The 12,742-nt window shown below is 70.1% G+C and carries 10 protein-coding genes; 9 read left to right on the top strand and 1 reads right to left on the bottom strand.

Annotated features, from left to right (window positions below; genetic code table 11):
• Positions 1 to 183 precede the first annotated feature (183 nt).
• The 6 genes from ACGFZW_RS26595 (at position 184) to ACGFZW_RS26570 (ending at position 7,686) form a co-directional block, all read left to right on the top strand.
• Positions 184 to 2,055, top strand: a complete 1,872-nt coding sequence (locus ACGFZW_RS26595; RefSeq protein WP_393895733.1) for an acetolactate synthase large subunit — start codon at positions 184 to 186, stop codon at positions 2,053 to 2,055.
• 44 nt (positions 2,056 to 2,099) lie between these two features.
• Positions 2,100 to 2,624 (top strand): acetolactate synthase small subunit, encoded by a 525-nt coding sequence (gene ilvN / locus ACGFZW_RS26590; RefSeq protein ID WP_393895732.1) that lies wholly within the window; start codon positions 2,100 to 2,102, stop codon positions 2,622 to 2,624.
• 147 nt (positions 2,625 to 2,771) lie between these two features.
• Positions 2,772 to 3,770 carry a ketol-acid reductoisomerase gene (gene ilvC, locus ACGFZW_RS26585; protein WP_393895731.1) on the top strand — a complete coding sequence of 333 codons (999 nt, stop codon included), beginning with the start codon at positions 2,772 to 2,774 and terminating at the stop codon, positions 3,768 to 3,770.
• Positions 3,771 to 4,024: 254 nt separating this feature from the next.
• Positions 4,025 to 5,617: a phosphoglycerate dehydrogenase gene (serA, locus tag ACGFZW_RS26580; RefSeq protein WP_393895730.1), complete on the top strand. Its 1,593-nt coding sequence runs from the start codon at positions 4,025 to 4,027 to the stop codon at positions 5,615 to 5,617.
• 302 nt (positions 5,618 to 5,919) lie between these two features.
• Positions 5,920 to 6,912: a PRC and DUF2382 domain-containing protein gene (locus ACGFZW_RS26575; protein WP_393895729.1), complete on the top strand. Its 993-nt coding sequence runs from the start codon at positions 5,920 to 5,922 to the stop codon at positions 6,910 to 6,912.
• Between the two features lie 162 nt (positions 6,913 to 7,074).
• Positions 7,075 to 7,686, top strand: coding sequence for a TetR/AcrR family transcriptional regulator (locus ACGFZW_RS26570; RefSeq protein ID WP_393895728.1), 612 nt, complete (start codon positions 7,075 to 7,077; stop codon positions 7,684 to 7,686).
• 31 nt (positions 7,687 to 7,717) lie between these two features.
• On the opposite strand, the gene ACGFZW_RS26565 is transcribed toward ACGFZW_RS26570, so the two are convergent.
• Positions 7,718 to 9,133 (bottom strand): PucR family transcriptional regulator, encoded by a 1,416-nt coding sequence (locus ACGFZW_RS26565; RefSeq protein ID WP_393895727.1) that lies wholly within the window; start codon positions 9,131 to 9,133, stop codon positions 7,718 to 7,720.
• 320 nt (positions 9,134 to 9,453) lie between these two features.
• On the opposite strand from ACGFZW_RS26565, the gene ACGFZW_RS26560 reads away from it, so the two are divergent.
• The 3 genes from ACGFZW_RS26560 to ACGFZW_RS26550 all read left to right on the top strand — a co-directional run bounded on the left by ACGFZW_RS26560 (position 9,454) and on the right by ACGFZW_RS26550 (position 12,663).
• The gene (locus ACGFZW_RS26560) at positions 9,454 to 10,380 is read left to right on the top strand and encodes a proline dehydrogenase family protein (RefSeq protein ID WP_393895726.1); all 927 of its coding nucleotides are present in this window, start codon (positions 9,454 to 9,456) and stop codon (positions 10,378 to 10,380) included.
• A gap of 149 nt (positions 10,381 to 10,529) precedes the next feature.
• Entirely contained in the window at positions 10,530 to 12,161 is a 1,632-nt protein-coding gene (pruA, locus tag ACGFZW_RS26555) for an L-glutamate gamma-semialdehyde dehydrogenase (RefSeq protein WP_393895725.1), read from the top strand.
• A gap of 370 nt (positions 12,162 to 12,531) precedes the next feature.
• Positions 12,532 to 12,663 (top strand): hypothetical protein, encoded by a 132-nt coding sequence (locus tag ACGFZW_RS26550; RefSeq protein WP_099055466.1) that lies wholly within the window; start codon positions 12,532 to 12,534, stop codon positions 12,661 to 12,663.
• Positions 12,664 to 12,742 lie beyond the last annotated feature (79 nt).

The raw sequence follows: 12,742 nt of genomic DNA, 5'->3' as shown, positions 1-12,742 counted from the left end.
TCAGTGCCATGCGCACCCGAATTCTCGTACTTGGACAGCGCGTCGGCTGACGCTGGGCCCTGACGAAGCCCCAGCTACCGCACCGACGCGCTCCCCTCGCTTGCCACCTGGCACGGGGGGTTTTTTGTTGCACAGCAACCTCACAAATCCCGTCAAAACCCTCAGCTTCGAGAAGAGACGCAGATGACCGAGCAGGCCTCCGGGGCCCACCATCCGCAGCCGCGGGCCCGTAACTCCGGCGGGGCGCAGCAGCCCACCACCGTCGAGCACGTCACGGGTGCGCAGTCCCTCATTCGTTCGCTGGAGGAGGTCGGGGCCGACACCGTGTTCGGTATCCCCGGCGGTGCGATCCTCCCGGCGTACGACCCGATGATGGACTCCTCGAAGGTGCGGCACGTCCTGGTGCGCCACGAGCAGGGCGCCGGTCACGCGGCCACGGGCTACGCGCAGGCCACCGGCAGGGTCGGGGTGTGCATGGCGACGTCAGGCCCCGGTGCCACGAACCTCGTCACGCCGATCGCCGACGCCCACATGGACTCCGTCCCGCTGGTCGCGATCACCGGCCAGGTCGCCTCGAAGGCGATCGGCACGGACGCCTTCCAGGAGGCGGACATCTGCGGCATCACGATGCCGATCACCAAGCACAACTTCCTGGTCACCGACCCGGCCGAGATCCCGCGGACGATCGCCGAGGCGTTCCACATCGCCGCCACCGGCCGCCCGGGTCCGGTCCTGGTCGACATCGCCAAGGACGCGCTGCAGGCGCAGACCACCTTCGTCTGGCCGCCGCACACCGACCTGCCCGGCTACCGCCCGGTGACCAAGCCGCACGCCAAGCAGATCCGCGAGGCGGCCCGGCTGATCGTCGAGTCCAAGCGCCCGGTGCTCTATGTCGGCGGCGGCGTCATGAAGGCCGGCGCCACCGCCGAGCTGCGGGTGCTGGCCGAGCTGACCGGCGCGCCGGTGACGACCACCCTGATGGCGCTGGGCTCCTTCCCCGACAGCCACCCGCAGCACGTCGGCATGCCCGGCATGCACGGCGCGGTCACCGCCGTCACCGCGCTGCAGAAGTCGGACCTGCTGATCACGCTCGGCGCCCGCTTCGACGACCGGGTCACGGGCAAGCTGGACTCCTTCGCGCCGTTCGCGAAGGTCGTGCACGCCGACATCGACCCGGCGGAGATCGGCAAGAACCGCGCCGCGGACGTGCCGATCGTCGGTGACGCCCGCGAGGTCATCGCCGACCTGATCGTGGCCGTCAAGGCCGAGTACGACGCCGGCCACAAGGGCGACTACACCGCCTGGTGGAAGGACCTCAACCGCTGGCGGGAGACCTACCCGCTGGGTTACGACCTGCCCGAGGACGGCAGCCTGTCGCCGCAGCAGGTCATCGAGCGGATCGGCCGGCTCGCCCCGGACGACACGATCTACGCGGCGGGCGTGGGCCAGCACCAGATGTGGGCCGCCCACTTCATCGACTACGAAAAGCCCTCGACGTGGCTGAACTCCGGCGGCGCCGGGACCATGGGCTACGCCGTGCCGGCCGCGATGGGCGCCAAGGCCGGGCAGCCGGAGCGGACGGTCTGGGCGATCGACGGTGACGGCTGCTTCCAGATGACCAATCAGGAACTGGTCACCTGCGCGCTGAACAACATCCCGATCAAGGTCGCGATCATCAACAACGGTGCGCTGGGCATGGTCCGCCAGTGGCAGACCCTGTTCTACAACCAGCGCTACTCCAACACCGTGCTGCACTCCGGCCCGGAGTCCGACGGGCTCGTGACGGCGGGCAAGTCCAGCGGCGGCACCCGCGTCCCGGACTTCGTGAAGCTGTCCGAGGCCATGGGCTGTGTCGCGATGCGCTGCGAGGACCCGGCCGAGCTGGACGCGGTCATCGCCAAGGCCAACGCGATCAACGACCGCCCGGTCGTGGTCGATTTCATCGTCCACGAGGACGCGCAGGTGTGGCCGATGGTCGCCGCCGGCACGTCCAACGACGAGGTCATGGCCGCCCGGGGCGTGCGTCCCGACTTCGGCGACAACGAAGACGACTGATCCCAGGACGTCACGGACGCACGGAAGAAGAGAGAAGACCGACCATGTCCAAGCACACGCTCTCCGTCCTGGTGGAGAACACCCCCGGCATCCTGGCCCGGATCGCCGCCCTGTTCTCCCGCCGCGGCTTCAATATCGACTCCCTCGCGGTCGGTGTCACCGAGCACCCCGACATCTCCCGCATCACCATCGTGGTCACCGTCGAGTCGCTGCCGCTCGAACAGGTCACCAAGCAGCTCAACAAGCTCGTCAACGTTCTGAAGATCGTCGAGCTGGAGCCGGGCTCCGCGATCCAGCGGGAACTGGTCCTCGCCAAGGTCCGCGCCGACAACGAGACCCGCTCGCAGATCGTCGAGATCGTCCAGCTCTTCCGCGCCAAGACGGTCGACGTCTCCCCGGAGGCCGTCACCATCGAGGCCACCGGCTCCAGCGACAAGCTGGAGGCGATGCTGAAGATGCTGGAGCCGTTCGGCATCAAGGAATTGGTGCAGTCCGGCACCATCGCGATAGGGCGTGGCGCCCGGTCCATCACCGACCGCTCGCTGCGTGCCCTGGACCGTTCGGCCTGACCCACGGTCCCCCCTGGTGGACCGCACGGCGTCGTGTCCGAGTGACACGGCGCCGCCCCGCCGCTCGCATGGCGAGACCCGCGAACCTTCCTCACCCCGCCCGACGTACTGTGTGGGCAACCAGCTAGATCCAAGGAGATACCCGAAGTGGCCGAGCTGTTCTACGACGACGATGCCGACCTGTCCATCATCCAGAACCGCAAGGTCGCGGTGATCGGCTACGGCAGCCAGGGCCACGCCCACGCGCTGTCGCTGCGCGACTCGGGCGTCGATGTGCGCGTCGGTCTGCATGAGGGGTCGAAGTCCAAGGCCAAGGCCGAGGAGCAGGGCCTGCGTGTGGTGACGCCCGCCGAGGCGGCGGCCGAGGCCGACGTCATCATGATCCTGGTGCCGGACCCGATCCAGGCCAAGGTCTACGAGGAGTCCATCAAGGACAACCTCAAGGACGGCGACGCGCTGTTCTTCGGCCACGGTCTGAACGTGCGCTACGGCTTCATCAAGGCCCCGGCCGGTGTCGACGTGTGCATGGTCGCCCCCAAGGGCCCCGGTCACCTCGTGCGCCGTCAGTACGAGGAAGGCCGTGGTGTGCCGTGCATCGCTGCGGTGGAGCAGGACGCGACGGGCAAGGGCTTCGCGCTGGCGCTGTCGTACGCCAAGGGCATCGGTGGCACCCGTGCCGGCGTCATCAAGACCACGTTCACCGAGGAGACCGAGACCGACCTGTTCGGTGAGCAGGCGGTCCTGTGCGGTGGCGCCTCGGCGCTGGTCAAGGCCGGTTTCGAGACGCTGGTCGAGGCGGGCTACCAGCCCGAGATCGCGTACTTCGAGTGCCTGCACGAGCTCAAGCTGATCGTGGACCTCATGTACGAGGGCGGCCTGGAGAAGATGCGTTGGTCGGTCTCGGAGACCGCCGAGTGGGGTGACTACATCACCGGCCCGCGGATCGTGAACGAGAACACCAAGGCCGAGATGAAGAAGGTGCTCGCCGAGATCCAGGACGGCACCTTCGCCAACAACTGGATGGCGGAGTACAACGCCGGTCTGCCGAAGTACAACGAGTACAAGAAGGCCGACGAGGACCACCTCCTGGAGACCACGGGCAAGCAGCTGCGCAAGCTGATGAGCTGGGTCGACGACGAGGCGTGAGCCCGTGGGACAGGGGGCCGCGACGCACCTCGCGGCCCCCTCGTCCATGAGGCGCCACCGCCTTGTCCACCGCGTCGAACACGCATGGGTGATCCTGACGCCGAGGCGCAGGACGTGCCCCGAACCGCCACTACACTCAAACCACAAGCGCGTCAGGCTCACAGCGTCGTGCGTCTTCCACGCGGCTGCCCCCTTCACCGCCTTCGGCCGTCGGGACGGCCGTCCGCGAAGGACTAGTGAGGACTGAAGACCACGTGAGCTCGAAACCTGTCGTACTGATCGCCGAAGAACTGTCGCCCGCCACCGTCGACGCTCTCGGTCCGGACTTCGAGATCCGGCACTGCAACGGCGCGGACCGCGCCGAGCTGCTGCCCGCGATCGCCGATGTCGATGCCATCCTCGTGCGCAGCGCGACGAAGGTCGACGCCGAGGCCATCGCGGCCGCGGGGAAGCTGAAGGTCGTCGCCCGTGCGGGCGTGGGCCTGGACAACGTCGACGTGCCCGCCGCCACCAAGGCCGGCGTGATGGTCGTCAACGCCCCGACCTCCAACATCGTCACCGCGGCCGAGCTCGCCTGCGGTCTGCTGGTCGCCACGGCCCGTAACATCCCGCAGGCCAACACCGCCCTGAAGAACGGCGAGTGGAAGCGCAGCAAGTACACCGGCGTCGAGCTGAGCGAGAAGACCCTCGGCGTGGTCGGCCTGGGCCGGATCGGCGTGCTGGTCGCCCAGCGGATGTCCGCCTTCGGCATGAAGGTCGTCGCCTACGACCCCTACATCCAGCCGGCCCGCGCCGCGCAGATGGGCGTCAAGCTCCTCACCCTCGACGAGCTGCTGGAGGTCGCGGACTTCATCACCGTCCACCTCCCCAAGACCCCCGAGACGGTCGGTCTGATCGGCGACGAGGCGCTCCACAAGGTCAAGCCTTCGGTCCGCATCGTCAACGCCGCGCGTGGCGGGATCGTGGACGAGGCGGCGCTGGCCACCGCCCTGAAGGAGGGCCGGGTCGCCGGCGCCGGCCTGGACGTCTACGCGTCCGAGCCCTGCACCGACTCGCCGCTCTTCGAGTTCGACCAGGTCGTCGCCACCCCGCACCTCGGCGCGTCGACGGGCGAGGCACAGGAGAAGGCCGGTATCTCGGTCGCCAGGTCGGTGCGCCTGGCGCTCGCCGGCGAACTGGTGCCGGACGCGGTCAACGTCCAGGGCGGCGTGATCGCCGAGGACGTCAAGCCGGGTCTGCCGCTGGCCGAGCGCCTCGGCCGGATCTTCACCGCGCTGGCCGGCGAGGTCGCGCTGCGGCTCGACGTCGAGGTCTACGGCGAGATCACCCAGCACGACGTCAAGGTGCTGGAGCTGTCCGCGCTCAAGGGCGTGTTCGAGGACGTCGTCGACGAGACGGTGTCGTACGTCAACGCCCCGCTGTTCGCGCAGGAGCGCGGCGTCGAGGTGCGGCTGACGACCAGCAGCGAGTCGCCCGAGCACCGCAATGTGGTGACCGTGCGCGGCACCCTCGCCGGTGGCGACGAGATCTCGATCTCCGGCACGCTGTCCGGCCACAAGAACACCCAGAAGATCGTCGCGGTCGGTGAGCACTCCATCGACCTGGCGCTCGCCGACCACATGGCGTTCCTGCGCTACAGCGACCGTCCGGGTGTCGTGGGCACCGTCGGCCGGATCCTGGGCGAGGCCGGTATCAACATCGGCAACATGCAGGTCTCCCGTGCCGATGTCGGTGGCGAGGCGCTGGTCGCGCTGACCATCGACGACACGATCCCGGCGAGTGTGCTCACCGAGATCGCGGAGGAGATCGGTGCGACCTCCGTGCGTGCGGTGAACCTCGGCGGCTGATCCGCCGGATCCAGCAGCTCGACGGGCCCGGGCCCCGCTTCGGCGGAGTCCGGGCCCGTGTGCGTGTCGGGGTGTACTCCGGTCCGGTGAATATCTCTCCGCCCGCCCGCTATGGATGACAGGACCAACCATTCACCCGAATGGCGTATCCGGTGTCGAAGGTGCGGGGCCCTCCAACACCGTCCAGGGGCCGACGGAGCCCGCCGGGCACCGCACGTCCCGACTCGCTGAGGGGGTCTTCGCGTCGCGCAATGGGAACTGCGCGCGCCCCCGCCGACGCGTGCGGAAGGAGACGAGACGCCATGAATGCACCCCTGGGTGACACCCCTCAGGACCTGACAGGTCTGCATGTGGTCGACGAGGAGGGCGCCAAGGTCGGCACGGTCCAGCAGGTCTACCGCGACGACGCCACCAACGCCCCCGAGTGGATCACGGTGCGTACCGGGCTCTTCGGGATGAAGGAGACGTTCGTGCCGCTCGCCGGGGCGCGGCGGACCGAGGGCGAACTGCGCGTGCCGCATACCAAGGACCGGATCAAGGAAGCGCCGCGGATCGACGCCGAAGGCCATCTCGATCCCTCCGAGGAGGCCGAGCTCTATCGCCACTACGGACTGACCAGGCCAGGCGCCGGCGGGCCCGCCGCGGGCGGCGACACCTCGCGTTCCGACACCGTCATGACCGCAGGCCCCGAGGCCGGGATGAGCGCCGGCGCGCGGGGCAAGTCCATGGGGGAGAGTCCGCAGGGCCGTCCGATGGAGGGCGAGCGCAACAAGCTGGTGACCGAGCCGCCGGCACGCACGGATCGCCCGATGGCCGGGGCGGGTGCCGGGTCGATGGCCACGTCGCGCGGGCGTGACGAGGGGGACGCCATGAGCAAGGAGCAGATGGAGGAGATCGTGCTCTCCGAGGAGCAGATGCAGATCGGCACCGAGGAGCACGAGAGCGGCCGGGCGCATCTGCGCAAGCACGTGGTCACCGAGGAGGTGCACCGGACGGTCCCGGTGTCCCACGAGGAAGTGCGCATGGTCCGCGAGCGCATCACCGACGAGGAGCGCGAGGCCGGAAGCACCACGTCGAAGCTCGGCGACGGTGAGGTGGAGGTCGTCCTGCACGAGGAACAGGCCGTGATCAGCAAGCGGACCGTACCGGTCGAGCGCGTTCACCTGGAGACCGAGCGGGTGACCGAGCAGCAGGACATCAACACCGAGATCCGCAAGGAGGAGCTGGAGTTCGACGACGGCCTGCAGCACCCCAAGGGCGGCAAGAAGGGGCCTGGGCCCGATCGGCTCCGGTGATCCCTGGGGGCGTCTCGACCGGGGGAGCGGCGGAGGCCGGGCGGCATTCCCGGCCTCCGCCGGCAACCTCCCGTGGAGGCATCCCGCTCGCCCACCGCACCTGTACGTGCGTTTAATACAACCGTCTGGTACGAGCGTATGGCGCCCCGGTAGGCTGCCCGTATGGGACACCGCGAAGATCTTCTGGAGGGCGCCAAGCGGTGCCTGGTGGAGAAGGGGTACGCCCGCACCACCGCCCGCGACATCGTGGCCGCGTCCGGCGCCAACCTCGCCTCCATCGGCTATCACTACGGCTCCAAGGACGCCCTGATGCGCAAGGCGCTCATCGCGTCCATCGAGGAGTGGGGCGCCGGAGTGGCGGAGGCCTCCACGCTCGACGCCGTGGCGGCCCCGGACGCCGAACCCCTGGAGCGGTTCGCGGCGGTCTGGGACCGGATCCTGCGACACATCGCCACCGAAAGGGAGTTCATCGCCTCGCAGGTCGAGGTGCTGGGACTGCTGCCGCGCGACGAGGGGCTGCGCGCGGCGATTGGGGAGGCCCAACCGGAGGGCGGCGAGGGACTCGTCGCGGTCTTCGAAGGGGTGCCGGACACCGAGGTCGACGCGGAGGCCGCCCAGGTCGTCGGCTCCTTCTATCAGGCGCTGCTCACCGGCCTGATGGTGCAGTCGCTGCTCACGCCGGACGCGATGCCCACCGGCCGCGACCTGGCCGACGCACTGAGCCGGGTCACCGCCGGTCAGGTGCTCGGGCGACCGCGGCCCGCAGGGGAGTAGCCGCCGAGAGGCTCCGTCCGGGCCGACGCCCTTACAGACGTGCCGACTTGAGCGCCATGTGCAGCAGCAGACGGTCCTCGCCCTCGGCGAGATCGAGGCCGGTGAGCTTCTCCACCCGGCCCAGGCGGTAGTAGAGGGTCTGGCGGTGGATGCCCAGCAGCTGCGCGGTCCGCCCGGCCTGACCCGCGCAGTCGAGGAACGCCTCGGCGGTCCGGGCGAGTTCGGTGTGGGCCGGGGCGAGCAGCGGCCTGACGGCCGGGTCGGCCGTCGCGTCCGGCAAGGCCGTCAGCAGGCGATACGCGCCGAGGGTGTCCCACTGGGCGACGGCACCCAGGCGCGGCTCGGCGCGGGCCGCGCGGGCCGCGTCGAGGGCTTCCCGCCAGGCGGCGGGCAGATCGGTCAACTCCTGCGTGGCGGTGCCGATACCGGCCGCGCCCGACCCGGCGGCCGCAGCGCCGTTGCGCGCGGTGTCCCGCTTCGTCCGGCCGTCGTCGCCGCCCGGCCGGCCCGCGGCTGCCCGAGCCGCGCTCGCCCGGGGCGAGCGCAGCAGATGCTCCGCCACGGTGTGCGCCGGGGTGAGGGAGTTGGGCGAGCGGAGCCGTACCAGCGCGGCCAGTACCGGCGCTGGCGCCGTCGATGGGGTGCGGCCGGCCGCCGCGCCGCCCGTGGCGCCTTCGGACCCGGTGCCCCGCCCTTCCGGGCGGCCGTCGCGGGGCTGCGCGACCGTGGCCGCGGCGGCGGAAGGGGCCGCGCCCCCGGCGTCGGGAAGCCCGGCGCCCGCGGGCAGCGCGCAGGCTGCGAGGAGTCCGGGCAGGCTCGGCAGGGGTGCCGCGTCGGTATCCGTGGTGTCCCACGGCAGCACGGCGACCAGCGTGAGCGGGACGCCGGGTGTGAACCGCAGGCTGTCCCGGAGGGCGTCGTCCAGGGCGGCGGCCGCGGCCGCCCGGCCGCCCGGCGCGGAGTACAGCAACTCCCGCAGCAGATCGCCCAGTTCGGATCCGGCCCGGGCCTCGTCCGCCAGCAGGGCGCCGATCCGTGCGGCGGTCTCCATGGCCTGGGCGATCCGGGGGTCGGGCGGCGTGCCCTCGCCGCCGAGCGCGAGGTCGGTGAGGTGCCCGTCGTCCAGCAGCCAGACGTAGCCGTGCACGATGCCGCGATGCCGCACCGGCAGACAGATCCGGCCCTTGAAGACGCCCGCTGCCGGGTCCGGCGGGATGCGCAGGGCGGTCTTGGCGCGGGCGATACCGAACGCCTCGAACCACGCCCGGACCGCCGCGGACGACCGCCGCTGGAGGATCGACCGGGTGCGTACCGGGTCCATCACCTCGTCGTCGTCGCCCTCGTGGGCGCCGAAGGCGATCAGCCCGAAGTCCCGGTCCTCCAGCGTCGCCGGGGCGCTGAGCGCCGACGAGATCTCGTCCACGAGCTGCTGGTAGTCGCCTCGCATCCGCCGCCAGGCCCCTCTTTCCGTCGCCTCAGCCGTCACCACTGGTACCACCGATCGCACCGGAACATCGACGGCGCTCTCGCCCCTCCTACCCCTCTCGTCCGTCCCGCCTGTCCCACCTCTTACGCCTCGCGAGGGGCATCCCGCCCCTTCCCGCTCCCATTCTCATACATCTGTCTGAGATCCCGACCACGAAGGCGTGACAGCTGTCGATGGCAGGAAGATGGCGAGATCCTTAAGTTTCAGGTGGCTCATCTTGCCGTTGCCCGCCAGCCCGGCGCCCGCCCGGCATTCGTCATCCTGAATCGTGGAGGTGCCCCATGCTGGGTCCCGTGCTTCTCGCCGCAGCGCGCAGCGACAGCATCCGCCGCATCGTCGCGGCCGCTCCGGTCACCCGCCCCGTGGTGAACCGTTTCGTCGCAGGCGAGCGTCTGGACGAGTCCATGGCGGCCGTCCGGACCCTTGCCGCGCGCGGTATGGAGGTCACTCTCGACCACCTCGGCGAGGACATCACGGACCCCGTGGAGGCGCTGCGCAACCGCGACGCCTACCTGCACCTGACCGAGGCGCTGACCGAGCAGGGACTCGGCGAGCGGGCCGAGATGTCCGTCAAGCTCTCCGCCTTCGGCCAGGCCCTGCCCGGTGGACACGAGCTGGCCCTCAAAAACGTCACTCCGGTGGTCGAAGCCGCCGCCGAGGCCGGCACGACGGTGACCCTCGACATGGAGGACCACACCACCGTCGACTCCACGCTCGCGATCCTCGCCGAGCTGCGTGAGCGCTTCCCCCGGACGGGTGCGGTGCTGCAGTCCTACCTCTTCCGTACCGAGGACGACTGTCACGCGCTCGCCGGGGAAGGCTCCCGGGTGCGGCTGGTCAAGGGCGCGTACAAGGAGCCCGCGACCGTCGCCTTCCAGGACAAGCGGGAGGTCGACAAGGCGTACGTGCGCTGCCTGAAGATTCTGATGGCCGGGAAGGGCTATCCCATGATCGGGTCGCACGACCCGCGGATGGTCGCCATCGCCCAGGAGCTCGCGCACCGCAACGGACGCAAGCCGGCCGACTTCGAATACCAGATGCTCTACGGCATCCGGGAGGCCGAGCAGACGCGACTGGTCGCCGAGGGACACCGCATGCGGGTGTATGTCCCCTATGGCACGGACTGGTACGGATACTTCATGCGGCGGCTCGCGGAGCGCCCGGCGAACATGGCGTTCTTCCTGCGATCGCTCGCGACCCGCGGCTGATCCCCCCGCGGCGGCGGGCAGGGGTGGATGCTGGAAGCCCGGGGCGACCCCCGGACAGCAGAGCCCGCAGCCGCCCACCCACGCGGCCACGGCCGCAGCTTTACCGACGTACGAAACCGACGAGCGAAATCGAAGGAGACACGGCCGCTATGGACGCTGTGACCCAGGTCCCCGTGCCGGTTAACGAGCCGGTCAACACCTACGCCCCCGGCACCCCGGAGCGTTCCCGCCTGGAGGCCAAGCTCAAGGAGCTGGCCGGAAACCCGATCGACCTGCCGATGACCATCGGTGGCGAGCGGCGGCTGGGCGGTGGCGAGCGCTTCGACGTCGTGCAGCCCCACAACCACGCGGCGAAGCTCGGCACGTACGCCAACGCCACGGACAAGGACGCCCAGGACGCCGTCGACGCCGCCCTGGCCGCCGCCCCGGCCTGGCGCGAGATGGCCTTCGACGACCGCGCCGCGATCATCCTCAAGGCCGCCGACCTGCTCTCCGGCCCCTGGCGCGAGACGCTGGCAGCGGCCACCATGCTGGGCCAGTCCAAGACCGCCCAGCAGGCCGAGATCGACACGCCGTGCGAGCTCATCGACTTCTGGCGCTTCAACGTGCACTTCGCACGCCAGATCCTGGCCGAGCAGCCGCCGGTGAACTCCCCCGGCGTGTGGAACCGCTCGGACCACCGCCCCCTCGAGGGCTTCGTCTACGCGATCACGCCGTTCAACTTCACCGCGATCGCCGGCAACCTCCCGACCGCGCCCGCCCTCATGGGCAACGTCGTCGTCTGGAAGCCGTCCCCGACGCAGACGCTCGCCGCCGTGCTGCTCATGCAGGTGCTGGAGGAGGCCGGACTGCCCAAGGGCGTCATCAACCTCGTCACCGGCGACGGCAAGGACGTCTCCGAGGTGGCCCTGAACCACCCCGACCTGGCGGGCATCCACTTCACGGGTTCGACCAAGACCTTCCAGTACCTGTGGAAGACGGTCGGCAACAACATCGAGAAGTACAAGACCTACCCGCGCCTCGTCGGCGAGACCGGCGGCAAGGACTTCATCGTCGGCCACCCGTCGGCGGACCGCGCCGTGCTGAAGACCGCCATGACCCGTGGCGCCTTCGAGTTCCAGGGCCAGAAGTGCTCCGCGGCCTCCCGCGCGTACGTCCCGGCCTCCCTGTGGAACTCCGGCCTCAAGGAAGAGTTCGCGGCCGAGGTCGACTCCCTGACCATGGGCGACGTGTCCGACCTGACGAACTTCATGTCCGCCGTCATCGACGAGCGTTCGTTCGCCAAGAACAAGGCGGCGATCGACCGCGCCAAGGCCGACCCGAGCGTCGAGGTCGTCGCCGGCGGCACGTACGACGACAGTGAGGGCTACTTCGTCCGCCCGACGGTCCTGGTCTCCACCGATCCGGAGAACGAGATCTTCAAGGAGGAGTACTTCGGCCCGATCCTGGGTGTCTACGTCTACGAGGACGCCGAGTACGACGCGATGCTGGAGCAGATGGAGTCCGCTTCCGCTTACGGCCTGACCGGCTGCGTCATCGCCCAGGACCGTGCCGCTGCCGCTGCGACCTGCGAGAAGCTGCGCTTCGCCGCGGGCAACTTCTACATCAACGACAAGCCCACCGGCGCCGTCGTCGGCCAGCAGCCCTTCGGTGGCGGCCGCGCGTCCGGCACCAACGACAAGGCCGGCGCCAAGCAGAACCTGATGCGCTGGACGTCCACCCGCTCCATCAAGGAGACGCTGGTGCCCCCGACGGACTACCGCTACCCGCACATGGGCTGACGCCCGTCCGCGGCGTCGCACGCCGCAGCACCGCACGGACCGCCCCGGGCCTCTCCAGGCCCGGGGCGGTCCGTCGTGTGTGTGGTCCGGGTCCGGGCCGCCGGGGGCTGCCGTACGCCCCCGAAAGAGGCTGTTCGCGGGGGTGGCCGTCTCAGATAGTAGGAAGCCCAAGTAATTGTGCAGACATCACGGCCGAGCTGTCCTAGCTTTGTAGGAGCCGAACGTATCGCTCCATCGAGCGAAGGCGGATGCGGCCCGGTGCGCGAGCGCAGGTGATCCCTGCCGCGCCGAGGCCCCCGCCCCTGACGGCCGCTTCTGGATCGACGCATCCCACCTTTCTCGGGGCTCTTTGGCATTGGAGACGTGAATCATGGCCGAGACTGCTGTCCGCAGGACCCGTCACTCCGCCCGTACGACCAACGAGGCCGACCGCAGGAACGCGGCAGCCGCCCTCCAGCGGGCGCTCGACCGCCGCGACAACGGCGGCTCCACCGGGCACTGATTCCGCTCGCTCGTCAGCTCGTCAGCTCGTCAGCTCGTCAGCACTTCGGCCCGCCGCCCGTCAGCGGCGGCGGGCCGCC

The sequence above is a fragment of the Streptomyces sp. NPDC048248 genome (genome assembly GCF_043201875.1).
Classification (GTDB): Bacteria; Actinomycetota; Actinomycetes; order Streptomycetales; family Streptomycetaceae; genus Streptomyces.
This window is presented reverse-complemented; position numbering and strand designations above follow the sequence as displayed.